This is a genomic window from Streptomyces sp. CC0208 (assembly GCF_003443735.1).
GTDB classification, from domain to species: domain Bacteria; phylum Actinomycetota; class Actinomycetes; order Streptomycetales; family Streptomycetaceae; genus Streptomyces; species Streptomyces sviceus.
The window spans coordinates 2218892-2234127 of the sequence record NZ_CP031969.1 but is presented as its reverse complement, the minus strand read 5'-3'; the positions used below and the strand labels follow the sequence as shown (position 1 = coordinate 2234127).

Here is a 15236-nt window from a genome sequence, read left to right as displayed (position 1 = left end):
CGAGGGGGCTCACATGATACCCGTCCAGCCGTTGTCCCAGCACGGCCGACATCTGCCGCAACCGCCGGTCGACGGTCGCGCGTTGCGCACGGTGTGCGGCAACTTCGCCACCGGCGTCACCGTCATCACCACCGGCGGCCCCGAGGACGGCGCCGCCACCACGGTGAACTCCTTCACGTCCGTCTCGCTGGATCCGCCGCTGGTGCTGTTCTGTCTGCACCGGCAGTCCCGGCTGCGCCCGGTCCTGCAGAAGGCCCGGGGCTTCGTGGTGAACTTCCTGACGCGCGATCAGGCGGGGCTGGCCTGGAAGTTCGCGGGTCGCGAGTCGGCGCGGCTGGCGGATGTTCCGTACCACCACTCCGCGCACGGACTGCCCGTCCTCACCGAGGCGCTGGCCTTCCTGGAGTGCCGTCTCGCCGAGGAGTACGACGGCGGCGACCACGCCATCCTGGTGGGCGAGGTCACCGCCCTGGGCACCTCCAGTGAGGAGGCCGACCCGCTGGTCTTCTTCCAGGGCGCCATGCGCGTCCTCGACCGTGACGTCCCGGCGCACGCCCGTGGTTAGAGGCAGAGCCGGCCGTACGTCAGCGCAGCGCCGACGCCTGCTCGTCGGCCTCGTCGAACGCCCGCCTGGCCTGCTCGACCTTCTGGAGGTTCACGGCGGACCAGTCGGCGAGGTGGGCGAAGAGCGGCGCCAGGCTGCGGCCGAGCTCGCTGATCTCGTACTCGACCCGGGGCGGCACCTCGGGGTGGTACGTGCGCACCACCAGGCCGTCGCGCTCCATCTGGCGCAGCCGCTGGGTGAGCACCTTCGGCGTGATGGTGCGGATGTTGCGCTGCAGCTCGACGAAACGCTGTCGGCCGAACTCGTTCAGCGTCCACAGGATCGGCGTCGTCCACCGGCTGAAGACGATGTCGACCACCGGGGAGACCGGGCACGCCAGCTCCGAGTCGACCTGCTTGCGATGTGTGATGGCGCTGCCCATGGTGCCGGTGCTGCCGTCCATTCGGATCCTCCCAGGAAGTCACTTTCCTCTAGGTACCTACTTTACTCAGGATGCTAGCTTCCCGGAAGACGGTGAGCGGCCCCCCGCTCCCGGCCCCGCGCCTTGTCCTTCCGTCCGGCTGTCCCGTCCCCACGGAAGCCGTACTTCCCGTCCCTACGGAACCCTTCCGTCACATCCCTTAGGAGCGACATGTCGACCCAAGAGTCGATGCGACTTCCCCACCACGCCGCCGAATCGGAGCCGCCGCGCCGGCCGGGACTCATCCTGGCGTTCCTGTGCCTGGCCGGCTTCATGACCTTCCTCGACGTGTCGATCGTCAACGTGGCCCTGCCGACGATCGAGGACGAACTGCACATCTCCCAGACGTCGTTGCAGTACATCGTCACCACGTACGGCATGCTCCTCGGCGGCTTCCTGCTGCTGACCGGCCGGCTGGCCGACGCCTTCGGCCGCCGCCGGATGCTCCAGACCGGCCTGGTCCTGTTCGCCCTCGCCTCCCTGTTCGCCGGGTTCGGGCAGGGTGCCGCCATGCTGATCGTGGCGCGCGGCGCCCAGGGCCTCGGCGCCGCGTTCATCGCGACCGCCGCGCTGTCCCTGCTCGCCAACAACTTCGAGGAGGGCGCCGAGCGCAACAAGGCTCTTGGTGCCTGGGGCGCGCTCAGTGGTATCGCCGCGGTCGCCGGTGTCACCCTGGGCGGTCTGCTCACCGACGGTCCGGGCTGGCGCTGGATCTTCTTCATCAACGTGCCGATCGGTCTGGTCTGCGCCCTGATCGCCCCGAAGGTCGTCGCCGAGAGCCGTGCGGCCGAGCGCAGCAGCTCCTTCGACGTCGCCGGCGCCGTGACGCTGACCGCCGGTCTCGTGTTGCTGATCTTCAGCCTCGGCCAGACCGTCGACGACTCCGACGTGCCGATGGGCCGCGTCTACGGCGGCTTCGCCCTCTCCGCGATCCTGCTCATCGCGTTCGTGCTGATCGAGCGCCGCGCCCAGGCTCCGCTGATCCCGCTCGGCGTGTTCAAGCGCAAGTCGCTGCGGGCCTCCAACATCGTCGCCCTCCTGCTGCTCGGCACCTGCGTCACGCTGTTCTTCTTCGCCAGCCTCTTCATGCAGCAGGTCCTCGACTGGTCGGCCCTGAAGACCGGTCTGGCCTACGTCCCGCTCGCCGTGATCGTCGCGGTCGGCGCGGGCATCGCCTCCCAGCTGGTGACCAAGGTCGCCGCCAAGCCGGTGCTGATGGTCGGCCTGGCGCTGACCAGCGTGGGCATGTTCCTGCTGTGGCGGGCCCCGTCCGACGCCTCCTACCTCGTGGACCTGCTGCCCGCGTTCCTGCTCTCGGGTCTCGGTCTCGGTCTGTCGTTCGTCCCGGTGCAGGTCGCCGCGTTCACCGGCACCGAGGAGGACGAGTCCGGCCTGTCCGCCGGTCTCATCAACACGGCGCAGGAGGTCGGCGGCGCCCTGGGCCTCGCCGTGGCCGCCACCTACGCCTTCCGCCGGGTCGAGGAGCTGACGGACTGGGCGGACGGGGTGCCCGCGCGGGTGAACCAGGCGCGCACCGAGGTCTTCCACGACGCGTTCCTCGCGGGCGCCTGCTTCGCCCTGGCGGGTCTGCTGCTCGCGCTGATCCTGCTGCCCCTCACCAAGGCATCGGACCAGCCGGCCGCCGCTCCGGCTCCGGCCCACGACTGAGACAGGAAGAGCCGCCATGCCGACGTCACCGCAACTGTCCGCCGCGGCCGAGGGATTCCTCGCCGAGAACCAGCTGTGCACCTTCACCACCCTCCGCCCCGACGGCTCGCCCCATGTGACGCCCGTGCGTTTCACCTGGGACGGCGAGGCGGGTCTGGCGCGGGTCATGACCGCGGTGACCCGGCGCAAGGCCAGGAACGTGCTGGCCACTCCCGGCGGCCGGGCCTCCCTCTGCCAGACCGTGGGCGGCCGCTGGCTCACTCTGGAGGGCACCGCCACCGTCCATGAGGACCCGTTACGGGTCCAGGAGGGGGTACGGCGGTACGCCAAGCGGTACTGGTCGTCGCCGCCGGAGCCGCCGGGCCTGGTCGTGATCGAGATCCAGGTCGACAAGGTGATGGGCCTGATCTGACCCGGGCCGCCGATCCCGGTCCGAACCGATCCGAGGGTGCCGGAAGTCTTCCGGCACCCTCGCTTATTTCCACCGCCTGACCCAACTGCAGAAGCTCTGACGAAACTTGTCAGAGACCTGTACTTGAGGCCGTTCAGCTTCCCGCGCTCCCCCGGAATACTGGTGAAAAATCCACTGGGAGAGGAAACATGGACCGTTTTCATGCCGATGTGATTGTCGCCGGGGCCGGCCCTTCCGGACTGATGCTGGCCGGTGAACTCCGCCTGGCCGGGCAATCGGTGATCGTGCTCGACCGCCTGACCGAGCCCATGCAGCAGTCCCGGGCACTCGGATTTTCCGCTCGCACGATCGAGGAGTTCGGTCAGCGCGGACTTCTCGACGAATTCGGTGAACTCGAGACGATACCCTTCGGGCATTTCGGTGGACTGCCCATCGATTATCGCATCATTGAGGGCGGTAATTTCGGTGTCCGGGGTGTTCCGCAGTCGCGGACCGAGGCCATTCTCCACGCGTGGGCGACCGGCCTGGGCGCCGAGGTCCGCCGCGGGCACGAGGTCGTCGGCATGGACCAGGACGACACCGGCGTCACGGTGGAGGTGTCCTCCGCCGGCGGCGTCGAGACGCTGCGCGCCGCCTACCTGGTCGGCTGTGACGGCGCCCGTTCCACCGTGCGCCGTCTGGCCGGCGTCGACTTCCCCGGCACCAGCGCCACCATCGAGATGCTGATGACCGACGTCGCCACCAACGAGCTGCGCATCCGCCCGACCGGCGAGGTCGGCGAGTCCGGCATGGTCGTGGTGCTCCCGCTCGGCCCGCAGGCCACCCGCGTCGTCGTCTTCGAACGCGGCGCCGGTGTCCGCCCGACCCAGGAGCCGCCCACCTTCCCCGAGGTCGCCGCCGCCTTCCAGCGCGTCACCGGCGAGGACATCACCGGCTACAAGCCGCTGTGGACCAGCTACTTCACCGACGCCAGCCGCCAGGCCGCCGAGTACCGCAAGGGCCGGGTCTTCCTCGCGGGCGACGCCGCCCACATCCATCTGCCCATCGGCGCCCAGGGCATCAGCGCCGGCGTCGGCGACGTGGTCAACCTCGGCTGGAAGCTGGCCGCCGAACTCAAGGGGTATGCGCCCGAGGGGCTGCTGGACACCTATCACACCGAGCGGCACCCCGTCGGCGGCCGCATCGTCGCCAACACCCTCGTGCAGCGCTCCCTGTACCTCGGCGGCCCCGAGATGCAGCCGCTGCGTGAGCTCTTCGGCGAGTTGGTCGGCATCGAGGAGGTCCGCCGCCACCTGGTCGGTGTGGTCACCGGCCTGGACATCACCTACGACATGGGCGAGGGCGGCCACCCGCTGCTCGGCCGTCGGCTGCCCGACCAGGAGCTGCTGGTCGGGGACGAGAAGACGAGCACGTACGAACTGCTCACCCGTGGCCGTCCGTTGCTGCTGAACCTGCGTGGCGGCGAGGCCCTCACCGAGGCTGCGGCCGGCTGGTCCGACCGCGTCGACGTCGTCGTCGCCTCCCGGCCCGACCCCAACGCCCCGGCCGCCGACCTGCTGGTGCGCCCCGACGGCTACATCGCCTGGATCGGAACGGATGGCTCCGCCGAAGGACTGGCCGAGGCACTCCAGCGCTGGTTCGGCGCCCCCGCGGGCAGCTAGGCGCTCCGCGGGCCGAGTCGATGTGCGACTGCGCCCCGCGGCCGCGAGGGGAAGTGCCGCGACCGTCCGTCGTGTGTCTACGGGGCCGTCGTGGCTGGTCGCACTGTCTGCCGCGCCCCTTGGGGGCGCCGCGGCACCACAGCCCGTCCGCCCACCCGACCGGCGCCGACGACGCGCGCCGACCGTTCGTCAGAAGAGGAGTTCCGAGTTGACCGGCAAGGCCGAGACAGAGATGCCCACCAAGGCCGACACGCAGAAGAGGGCGCCGAAGGCCGGCGAGTGGACCGAGTGCGACGTCGTGATCCTGGGTGCCGGGATCGGAGGCTCGATCACCGGCGCGATCCTGGCCCGACAGGGCGCGAAGGTGGTGCTCGTCGACGCCGGCCAGCACCCGCGGTTCGCGGTCGGTGAGTCGCAGAACCCGCAGCTCGTGGAGTGGCTGCACATCCTCGCCGTGCGCTACGACGTCCCCGAGATCAAGCACCTGCTCGACATCAAGGCGGTCACCAAGTACATCGGTGCCCACCACGGCAGGAAGCAGAGCTTCGGTTTCGTACGGCACGTCCCGGACCGGGAGCCGGACCCGCGCGAGGCGACGATGTTCGTCATCCCGAAGATGCTGACCGAGGCGTCGCACATGTTCCGCCAGGACACCGACACCTACTACTTCAACGTCGCCGCCAAGTACGGCTGCACCCTGCGCCAGAACTGGCGTGCCACCGATCTCGACTTCGACGACGACGGCGTCACCGTCACCGGCCAGAACGGCGAGGTCTTCCGCGCCAAGTACCTCATCGACGCCAGCGGTTTCCGCTCGCCGCTCGCCCAGAAGTTCGACCTGCGTGACAAGCCCTCGCGGATCAAGCACCACGCACGCTCGATGTTCACGCACTACGTCGGCATCAAGCCGTACGACGACGTGTGCAACTACCCCGAGGCGCTGCGGCCCCCGGCCGAGTCCCCGTTCCACGGCGGCACCCTGCACCACCTGATCGAGCGCGGCTGGTTCTGGATCATCCCGTTCGACAACCATGTGGACTCCCGCAACCCCGTCTGCAGCGTCGGCCTCACCTTCGACGAGCGGTTGTACCCGCAGCCCAAGGACATGACCCCGGACGAGGAGTTCAACCACTACCTCGACATGTACCCGGCCGTAAAACGCCAGTTCGAGGGCGCGCGGCGGGTGCGGGAGTGGGTGTCGACGCCGGACCGGATCCAGTACTCGTCCAAGCAGACGATCGGCGACCGCTGGTGCCTGATGTCGCACGCGGCCGGCTTCGTCGACCCTCTGTACTCGCGCGGCCTGTCCAACACCTTCGAGGTCGTGGACGCGCTGTGCTACCGCGTCCTGGAGGCGCTGCGCGACGGCGACTTCTCCGCCAAGCGCTTCGAGTACGTCGAGCGCCTGGAGCAGGGGCTTCTCACCTACAACGACATGATCGTCGACAGCTCCTACATCGCGTTCTCCCACTTCCGGCTCTGGAACGCCGTGTTCCGGGTCTGGGCCTGCTTCACCACGCCCGCGACCATGCGGCAGATCCAGGCCCGCCAGGAGTTCATGCTGGACGGTGACGACCGGCACTTCCGGGAGATGGAGAACTCCCCGTACCCGGGTCTGTGGTGGCCGGACAGCCACGCCTTCAAGCACCTGCTCGACGTCACGCACGAGACCTGCGTGCGCTACGAGCAGGGCGAGATCGACGGCGACAAGGCGGCCGACATCGTCTTCCAGGCCATCAACGACTGCGAGTCGGTCAACACGCCGTTCGGCTGGAAGGACGGCGAGGACCACCGCTTCTACCGGGCCACCACCCCCACGATGATCAAGTTCATGTGGTGGGCGAGCACCAACGGCCCCAAGGAGATGCGCGACCTCGGCCGCTCGATGCTCAAGGGCGTCGTCAAGTCCGCCGCGCGCGGCCGCAAGGTCTCCTGACCGCCGCCGCACCCTCCACCGGCCCGCACGGGGCGTGGTGCCACCCCCCACGCACCGCCCCTGTGCGGGTCCATGCACCGATTTCTCTCCACCCACCCGCTTCGACTCTGGGACACCGTGTGATCAGTCGTAGAACCCTGCTCGGCGCCGGCTCCGCCGCTGCCGGTCTCGCCCTCGTACCCGCAGCCCCCGTCGCCGCCGAAGGCTCGAGCACGCCGTGGAGCCAGCTCGCGGCCAAGTTCTCGGGCAGGCTGGTGCTGCCCACCGACCCGTACTACACCATCGCCCGTCAGGTGGAGCTGGGCCAGTTCGACACCGTGAACCCGCAGGCGGTGGCCTACTGCACGAGCGCGGCGGACGTCTCGGTCTGCGTGCGCTTCGCCCAGGACCACGGCGTCCGCACGGCGGTCCGCAGCGGCGGTCACAACTACGGCGGCTGGTCCACCACCCCGGGCATGATCATCGACGTGTCCCGGCTCAACGCCGTGACGGTGAACAGCGCCTCGTCGGTGGAGATCGGCCCGGGGGCCCAGAACGTCAACATCCTCAACGCCCTGGCCCCGCACCACCTGGTGGTCAGCGAGGGCGGCTGCCCGACCGTGTGCGCCGGCGGCTTCCTCCAGGGCGGCGGCTTCGGCTTCCTGACCCGGCCGACCGGCATGGCCTGCGACGCGGTGACCTCCGCCCAGGTGGTGCTCGCCGACGGCCGCGTGGTGACCACCTCGGAGAAGCAGTACCCGGACCTGTTCTGGGCGATCCGCGGCGGCGGTGGCGGCAACTTCGGCATCGTCACCAAGTTCACGGTCACCCCGCACAGTGGCGACCAGATGGCCATCAGCAACCTGATCTTCCCCTACGACCGCATGGCCGACGTCCTCGACGGCGTGGCCCGGTGGCTGGTGGACGCCCCCCACACCATCGGCGGCGGCGCCTACGTGGTGCAGCCCGACGCCGCGCCCGGCTCGGTGCCGCAGGCCAACGTCTTCCTCGCCTCTCGCGGCACGCCCACCGAACTCGCCGGTGAGGCGGCCCGGTTGATCGCCCTGACCGGCGCTCCCGTGCAGCGTCAGGACGCCGTCATGACGTACCAGCAGCTCATGATGATGATCTTCGGCTGTTCCACCCTCACCGAGGCGCAGTGCCAGCGCTCCGAGAAGACCCCCGAGGGCACGCTGTCCCGCCCGGCCTACGGCCTGGAGCGCACCCGCATGGGCAGCGAGCCCTACTCGGCGAGCGGCTGGGCGGACGTGATGACGGCGTTCGACGCCAACCGCAGGGCGGGACAGGCGCGTTACCTGGACTTCCACTTCTTCGGCGGGGCCGCCAACGACGTCTCGCGCACCGCGACCGCGTACGTCCACCGCGACTCGCTGTTCTCGGTCAACTACCGGGTCCTGATCAACGACCCGGCCCAGGTGACCGACGAGGCCAAGGCGGTGGCCAACGCCTGGGCCGACAACGGCTTCGCCGCGATCGACCCGCTGTCCAACGGCGAGACCTACCAGAACTGGATGGACCCGTCCCTGAAGGACTGGAAGACGTCGTACTACGCGGAGAACTACGCGCGGCTGTCCCGGATCAAGTCCAAGTACGACCCGAACCGGTTCTTCCGCTTCCCGCAGTCCATAGGCGCCTGACGGCTGTCGACCGACGATGCCGCACCGACCGCCCGCCTGGTCCCAGGCGCCCACCCCCCAGGCACCGGGGGACCGGGCGGGTACACACGCGCGAGGCCGCCGGACAACGGGGTCCGGCGGCCTCGCGGGGCCCCGTCCTGCGGCCTCGGGAAGTACGGCCTCAGGAAGTACGGCCTCAGGGCGTACGGCCGTACCAGCCGACCAGGCGGTCGATGGCAGGAGCGTCCTCAGGGACGTCTACCACGGGGCCGAACGGCACCTGGCCGCCGCGCGGTTCGCGGGGCACAGCACGGTGCATCGCGGCCAGCGGTCCGGCCAGGACGGTCTCGTCCCACTCGGGGCTCTGGCCGGTCGCCTTGGCCAGGTCCCAGATGTGCAGCACGAACTCGTTGGTGTAGATGACCGCGGCGACGGCGCCGGGGACGGGTCCCCAGGGCAGGCCGATCTCCCGGCCCAGGACCGCAGGGTCCGTCCAGACGGACTTCAGCTCCTTCGTCCCGTCGGCCCAGGCCTCGGCCCAGGCGCCGTCGGCGACGTCCTCGGCGAAGTGCGGAACGCTGAAGAACTGTCCGCCGGCGCCGATCACGGCGACCCTGCGGAGCACGGAGACAAGGTGATTGGACAGTTGGCGCACCGAGTAGTCCGGACACGGCGTGATGCTGTCGTACTGATCGGGGCGCACCGCGCCGAGTACGTCGCCGGCGAGGTCGACGGCCTTCAACAGGCCGTTACGGGGATCGGCGAGGGCCGGCGCGCCTGCGGGCGGGTTCACGGGATTCGTCATGCCGCCGAGTCTTGCGGCCAAACAGGACATCCTCCGGCCACTTTCCACGAAAGGCTGAATTACTGATGCGAGCTGACCGATTGGTGGCGGCTCTGCTGTTCCTCCAAGCGCGCGGCCGGGTGACCGCCGCGGAACTCGCCGCGGAGCTGGAGGTCTCCGAGCGCACCGCGCGACGCGACCTGGAGGCCCTGCTCGCCTCCGGCGTACCCGTCTACGCGCAGCGTGGTCGAGGCGGCGGCTGGCAATTGGTCGGGGGAGCGCGCACGGACCTGACCGGACTCACTTCACCGGAGGTGCAGGCACTGTTCCTGGCCGCGGGCTCGTCGGGGGCCTCCCCTGAACTGCGCTCCGCGCTGCGGAAGTTACTGCGCGCGGTGCCGGAACCGCTGCGGCCGCACGCCGAGGCGGCGTCCCGGGCGCGGATCGTCGACGAGTTGGACTGGTCGCGCACCGCCGTGACAGAGGGCGGCCCGCACCGTACGGCCCTGGAGCGCGCGGTACTGGACGGCGTACGGGTCCGGCTCGGCTACGCCCGTCCGGGCCACGAGCCGCACGAGCGCACCGTGGACCCGCTCGGGCTGGTCCTCAAGGCGGGCCACTGGTACATGGTGGCCGGTACCTCGGAAGGCCTGCGCTCCTTCCGGCTGGGCCGCGTGACCTCGGCCGAGCCGACGGGCGAGCCGGTGCGCCGTCCCGCCGACTTCGATCTGGCGGCCGCCTGGCGCTCGTTGGCCACCCGGCTGGAGGACCGTCTGCTCGCCGCGACGGTGACGGCCCGGGCGGATCAGGACACTCTGCCCGTGCTGCAGCGGCTGTTCGGCGGGCGGCTGAGCATCGGCCGGCTGCTGGCGGACGGCAGGCGGGAGATCGAGGCCGCGGGGCCGTCGGTGGAGGTGCTGGCCGCGCAGCTGGCGGGTCTGGGGACCCAGGTCGAGGTGGTGGGTCCGCCCCAGGCACGTGACTACCTGGCCCGCCTCGGCCGCGAGCTCATGGCTCACTACGGGGCTCTCCATGAGGCGGCGGCAGCATAGTCACTTTCCTCTAGGTACCTACTATACCGAGGATGGTAACGTCGCAGACATAGCCCGACCTCGCCGCAAATCAACCATTTGTTCACGACTTTGGGAGTTCTCATGATCGTTGTCACCGGAGCCTCCGGAAATGTCGGCCGTCCCCTCGTCGAGGCGCTCGCCGCTGCGGGCGAGAAGGTGACGGCCGTGTCCCGCAGTCCCCTTTCCTACGACCTGCCGGGGGGAGCGCGGCACGTCAGCGCCGACCTCGGCGATCCCGTCACCTTGGGCCCCGCCCTGGACGGCGCGGAGGCCCTGTTCATCCTGCTGGCCGGCGAACTGCTCGGCGGCGGCGCGCCCGCCGTCGAGGTCCTGGCCGCGGCCAGGGAAGCGGGCGTGCGGCGTGTGGTGCTGCTCTCCTCGCAGATCAACGGCACCCGCCCGGACGCCCTCTCGCACGGCCGGCTTCGGGAGTTCGAGGAGGCCGTACGCACCTCGGGCCTGGACTGGACGGTCCTGCGCCCGGGCGGCTTCGCCTCCAACGCCTACGCCTGGATCGAGCCCGTCCGCACGCAGCGCGCGGTGATCGCCCCGTTCGCCGACGTGGCGCTGCCGGTCGTGGACCCGGCGGACATCTCGGAGGTCGCCGCCGTGGTCCTGCGCGACGAGGGCCACACCGGACAGACGTACGAGCTGACCGGCCCGGCCGCAGTCACCCCGCGCGAGCAGGCGGCGGCCCTGTCCGAGGCGCTCGGCGAGGAGGTGGGCTTCGTGGAGCTGACCCGTGAGCAAGCGCGCGAGCACATGGCACAGTTCATGCCCGAGCCGGTGATCGAGGGCACGCTCGACATCCTCGGGGAGCCGCTCCCCGCCGAGCAGCGGGTCAGCCCCGACGTCGAGCGGATCCTCGGCCGCCCGGCAAGCTCCTTCGCCTCGTGGGCGAAGCGCAACGTCCACGCCTTCAAGTGACGCCGGCGTCCTGAGTGATGCCGGTGTCCACAAGCGATGCCGCCGTCCTCGAGTGACGCCGATGTCCCCGACCGGCCCCGGCGCCTGCGATCAGCTCCGCGCCGCGGCCCCGAGTACCGCCCCGGACCCGGAAATCCCCCGTACGGGTCCGGGGCGGACCATCTGCACGAACGACACGGGGAGACCACCTGGCGGACTGACCGGGCGCGACCGCCGAGCTGCGTCGCACAGCTCGGTGCGACCCTCACCCGCCTGACCGCCCTGTGCGCCCCACTCCGCGACGCTCCGACAGCCGTCCGGATTCAAGGAGTCCGGTTCCACCGTCGTTCACGACGCCGATTTCTACGGGCGACCGGCCGGGGTGAGGGGACGGGAGCGTGGCGGCCGCCAGGGCCGGCTCCCGTGGGTGGCGGCCGTCGGTGTCGACGGTCGCGGTGGCGACCTGCGTGCACAACGGCTCACGGGCGTGGGCCAGTTGTGCCGGACGGGCTCGTAGTCCCCGGCGAGGACCGGGCGTGAGCTGCTCGCCACCACACGGTCGTGGAGCGTGCCGAGGGAGGTGCGCGAGGAGACGACCCGTGCCCCGGACGCGCGCAGCGCATCGCGGCAGCCGGCGGAATCCGTGTTCGCCGAAGGCAGGTGTGGAGCGCGGGGACACCTTCGCCCCGGCTGCGCTCGATCAGCTCGTCCGAGTCCAGAAAGGGCACGTCAGAAGTTCGGGCTTGCGTCATGAAACCGATCGGTTTACAGTGGTGAAACTGTTCGGTTTCTCGCCGTGCAGGCCGGCCACGAGCCCGAATCCCCAGGAGTACGGATGACTGCCGCGCGCGACGCCGAGGGGCAACAGACGACCCGGGCCCCCAGGCTTCCGGCGAAGCTGGCCGCCCACCCCTCCGTACAGGCCGTACTCACCCGGCGCAGAGCGGGTGACGCGGTGAATCCACCGGCGGTGATCGACGCGGACTGGCTGCGCGAGCTGTGTCTGGCCGCCGGCGCGGACGACGCGGCCGCGGTCGGTCTGGACCACCCGGACCTGGTGGGCGAGCGCGAGTACGCGCAGTCCGCGCTGCCCGGTACCCGCACCCTGATCGCGATGGCGGTCCGGATGAACCGCGACAACTGCCGCTCCCCGGCCCGCAGTGTGGCCAACCAGGAGTTCCACCAGGCCGACGAGCAGGCCAACCACGCCGCCCGCACGGTCACCCGGGCCCTCCAGGACGCCGGCTACCGCGCGCTCAATCCGTCCGTCGGCTTTCCGCAGGAGATGGACCGCTTCCCCAGCGAGCGGATCTGGGTGGTGGCGCACAAGACGGTCGCGGTGGCCGCCGGGCTCGGTGTGATGGGCCTGCACCGCAACGTCATCCACCCGAAGTTCGGCAGCTTCGTCCTGCTGGTCACCGTCCTGGTGGACGCGGAGGTGAGCGAGTACGGGCAGGCGCTGGACTACAACCCCTGTATCGACTGCAAGTTGTGCGTCGCCGCCTGCCCGGTCGGCGCCATCGCCAAGGACGGCGCCTTCGACGCGCTGGCCTGCACCACGCACAACTACCGCGAGTTCATGAGCGGGTTCACCGACTGGGCGCAGACGGTGGCCGACAGCGAGGACGCGGCCGACTACCGCTCCCGCGTCACCGACTCCGAGAGCGCCTCCATGTGGCAGAGCCTGTCCTCGCCGCCCGGCTACAAGTCCGGCTACTGCGTCGCCGTCTGCCCCGCCGGCGAGGACGTCCTGGGCCCGTATCTGGACGACCGCAGGACGTTCATGGACACCGTGCTGCGCCCGCTCCAGGACAAGAAGGAAACCCTGTACGTCCTGCCGGGCTCCCACGCACAGGAGTACGCCCGGCGCCGCTTCCCCCACAAGCCCGTCAAGGAAGTCACCGGCGGCTGGCAGCCCCCGGCGAAACGTTCCACGTCATCCGACCGAGAGACACGTACGTCATGACCCCTGTTCCCCCCTTCCGCGTCCTGCGCGCCAAGCCGCTGTGGATGGCCAACGGCGTCATCACGGGCGTACTCGCGCTGCTGTTCGCCGTGTTCTACGTCGGCGCCAACATCGATCCGGCCGACCACCTGACCAAACTGCCCGTCGGTCTGGTCGACGCCGACAAGGGAGCCACTGTCGGCGGCAAGCAGGTCGACCTCGGGGCCCGGATCACCGAGTCGATCAAGAAGTCGACCGCGAGCGGGGGCAGGATCGACTGGAAGGTGATGGACGAGAGGGAGATGAAGGAGGAGCTCGGCAAGGGCAAGCTGTTCGGCGCGCTCGTCGTCCCCGCCGACTTCACCTCCTCCGCCACCGCACTGACCGGCACCGCACCCACCGCGACCCCGGCCCGACCGACGCTGACGGTGCTGACCAACCAGTCCGCCGGCAGCATCGGCTCCGGCCTGGCCCGGACGGCGACGACCCGGGCAGCCGAGAACGCCTCGCTCCAGCTGGGCAAGGAGCTGACCGCCCAGATCGGGACCGCGCAGGCGCGGCTGCCCGCAGCGGCGCGCGTCCTGCTCGCCGACCCGGCCGCCGTCACGGTCGAGGACGGCCACCCCCTCGGTTCACACAGCGGCCTGGGCCTGACGGCGTTCTACTACGCGCTCACCCTGGTGGTCGTCGGCATGCTCGCCGCCAACGTCATCAGCGGCCAGGTCGACCACGCGCTCGGCTACACCCACAACGACATGGGCCCGCGGCGCCTGCACCGCCCGCTGATCCGGGCGACCCGGGTGCAGACCCTCGCCATCAGCGGCACCCTCATGGCCGGTCTGTCCCTGCTGATGGGCACCCTGGTCATGGCGGGCGCGGTCGGCATCATGGGCATGGACGCCTCCCACCTGCCCCTGCTGTGGCTGTACTCGGTGTGCGCCGTCGCCGTCACCGGGATCGGCGCCCTCACTCTCCTCGCCGTCTTCGGCACGCCAGGCATGCTGTTGGTCACGTTGGTCTTCATCGGGATGGCGGTACCCACGTCCGGCGCCACCACCCCCCTTGAGGCACTGCCCGGCTTCTACCGCTTCCTCGCGGAGTTCGAGCCGCTGCGGCAGATCACCGGGGGTGTCCGTTCGATCCTCTACTACGACGCCCAGGGTGACGCCGGTCTGACGCGGGGCTGGGTCATGATGGCGGCCGGACTCGTGGCGGCCGCGCTGTTCGGCTTCGGCGTGCTGGGGTGGTACGACCGCAAGGGGCTGCACCGCATCCCGGTGGAGCCGGCGCCCGGCAAGACCGCCGTCCCGGCGTAGTCGCAGGTCCGCGTGTCGCCCTGCCGGGGGCGACAGGCGGCACACCCTCGTGAAAACCGATCGGTTTTCTTTTTGTCTGTTTCGGGTTAACCTCGCGATATGGCCACCGAAGTGAAACTGAGCCCCAGGGAGCGCCTGCTGGAAGCGGCGGCCACGCTCACCTACCGAGACGGCGTCAACATCGGCGTCGAGGCGCTGTGCAAGGCGGCGGGGGTGTCGAAGCGCTCCATGTACCAGCTGTTCGAGAGCAAGGACGAACTCCTGGCGGCAAGCCTGAAGGAGCGCGCCTCCGCCTACGTGGCGACACTTCTGCCCCCGGCGGACGACAGCCGTTCATCCCGCGAGCGGATCCTGCGCGTCTTCGCACAGGCGGAACTGCAGTCGGGCGCACCCGAGTTCCGCGGCTGCCGGTACCTGGCCGTGCAGATCGAACTCAAGGACCAGAGTCACCCCGCGAGCCGGGTCGCCCATCAGGTCAAGGCGAACCTGACCGCCTTCTTCCGCGCCGAGGCCGAACAGGGCGGGGCGAGCGATCCCGATCTGCTGGCCCGGCAGCTCAGCCTGGTCTTCGACGGCGCCAGCGCCCGCGCGGGAATCCAGGCCGACACCCTCACCGGCCTCATCACCCCCACGGTGACCACCCTGCTCGACGCGGCAGGCGTGCGCTGAGGCAACGCCCGTCCAGGACAATCCCTCATCGCCCGGCGCCCGGCGCCCGGCGCCCGGCGCCCGGCGCCCGGCGCTCGCCGGAAGCCCGACAGCCGTAAGCGTGCTCTCTCGAAAACCAGGCGGGTGTCGGCCATGCTCCGCATCGAAGCGGGGACGAAGATCGCCTTCCGGTGTGCATCCCCGGCACTCCTCGCGCGGCGGCGGGGGAGGGTGAACGACCGTCTG

General features: G+C 70.3%; 13 protein-coding genes. 11 read left to right on the top strand and 2 right to left on the bottom strand.

Going from position 1 to position 15236, the window contains the following annotated elements; genetic code table 11:
- The first annotated feature begins 13 nt into the window (after positions 1 to 13).
- A complete protein-coding gene (locus D1369_RS10050) occupies positions 14 to 565 on the top strand; it encodes a flavin reductase family protein (protein WP_007385266.1) in 552 nt (183 codons plus the stop codon).
- A gap of 19 nt (positions 566 to 584) precedes the next feature.
- Here the strand turns inward: D1369_RS10050 and D1369_RS10045 are convergent, their stop codons facing one another.
- Positions 585 to 1007 carry a helix-turn-helix domain-containing protein gene (locus tag D1369_RS10045; RefSeq protein WP_007385267.1) on the bottom strand — a complete coding sequence of 141 codons (423 nt, stop codon included), beginning with the start codon at positions 1005 to 1007 and terminating at the stop codon, positions 585 to 587.
- A gap of 189 nt (positions 1008 to 1196) precedes the next feature.
- On the opposite strand from D1369_RS10045, the gene D1369_RS10040 reads away from it, so the two are divergent.
- The 5 genes from D1369_RS10040 to D1369_RS10020 all read left to right on the top strand — a co-directional run bounded on the left by D1369_RS10040 (position 1197) and on the right by D1369_RS10020 (position 8339).
- Positions 1197 to 2693, top strand: a complete 1497-nt coding sequence (locus D1369_RS10040) for an MFS transporter (protein ID WP_007385268.1) — start codon at positions 1197 to 1199, stop codon at positions 2691 to 2693.
- A gap of 16 nt (positions 2694 to 2709) precedes the next feature.
- Positions 2710 to 3105, top strand: a complete 396-nt coding sequence (locus tag D1369_RS10035) for a PPOX class F420-dependent oxidoreductase (RefSeq protein ID WP_007385269.1) — start codon at positions 2710 to 2712, stop codon at positions 3103 to 3105.
- Between the two features lie 188 nt (positions 3106 to 3293).
- Complete coding sequence (locus D1369_RS10030; protein ID WP_007385270.1) at positions 3294 to 4766, top strand: FAD-dependent monooxygenase; 1473 nt, start codon at positions 3294 to 3296, stop codon at positions 4764 to 4766.
- Between the two features lie 208 nt (positions 4767 to 4974).
- The gene (locus D1369_RS10025) at positions 4975 to 6702 is read left to right on the top strand and encodes a tryptophan 7-halogenase (protein ID WP_237557680.1); all 1728 of its coding nucleotides are present in this window, start codon (positions 4975 to 4977) and stop codon (positions 6700 to 6702) included.
- A gap of 119 nt (positions 6703 to 6821) precedes the next feature.
- On the top strand, positions 6822 to 8339 hold the full coding sequence (locus D1369_RS10020; protein ID WP_007385272.1) for an FAD-binding oxidoreductase: 1518 nt from the start codon (positions 6822 to 6824) through the stop codon (positions 8337 to 8339).
- Between the two features lie 175 nt (positions 8340 to 8514).
- Here the strand turns inward: D1369_RS10020 and D1369_RS10015 are convergent, their stop codons facing one another.
- Positions 8515 to 9123, bottom strand: a complete 609-nt coding sequence (locus tag D1369_RS10015) for a TIGR03086 family metal-binding protein (RefSeq protein WP_007385273.1) — start codon at positions 9121 to 9123, stop codon at positions 8515 to 8517.
- Positions 9124 to 9188: 65 nt separating this feature from the next.
- Here D1369_RS10015 and D1369_RS10010 point away from each other — a divergent pair, with 65 nt between their 5' ends.
- The 5 genes from D1369_RS10010 to D1369_RS09990 all read left to right on the top strand — a co-directional run bounded on the left by D1369_RS10010 (position 9189) and on the right by D1369_RS09990 (position 15011).
- Positions 9189 to 10154, top strand: coding sequence for a WYL domain-containing protein (locus tag D1369_RS10010; protein WP_007385274.1), 966 nt, complete (start codon positions 9189 to 9191; stop codon positions 10152 to 10154).
- A 102-nt stretch (positions 10155 to 10256) separates the two neighbouring features.
- Entirely contained in the window at positions 10257 to 11102 is an 846-nt protein-coding gene (locus D1369_RS10005; protein WP_007385275.1) for an NAD(P)H-binding protein, read from the top strand.
- Between the two features lie 814 nt (positions 11103 to 11916).
- Positions 11917 to 13047, top strand: a complete 1131-nt coding sequence (locus tag D1369_RS10000; RefSeq protein ID WP_007385276.1) for a 4Fe-4S binding protein — start codon at positions 11917 to 11919, stop codon at positions 13045 to 13047.
- Positions 13044 to 14342: an SNG1 family protein gene (locus D1369_RS09995; protein WP_037901658.1), complete on the top strand. Its 1299-nt coding sequence runs from the start codon at positions 13044 to 13046 to the stop codon at positions 14340 to 14342. The genes D1369_RS10000 and D1369_RS09995 overlap by 4 nt, the downstream gene beginning before the upstream one ends.
- A gap of 99 nt (positions 14343 to 14441) precedes the next feature.
- Entirely contained in the window at positions 14442 to 15011 is a 570-nt protein-coding gene (locus tag D1369_RS09990) for a TetR/AcrR family transcriptional regulator (protein ID WP_007385278.1), read from the top strand.
- Positions 15012 to 15236: the final 225 nt, after the last annotated feature.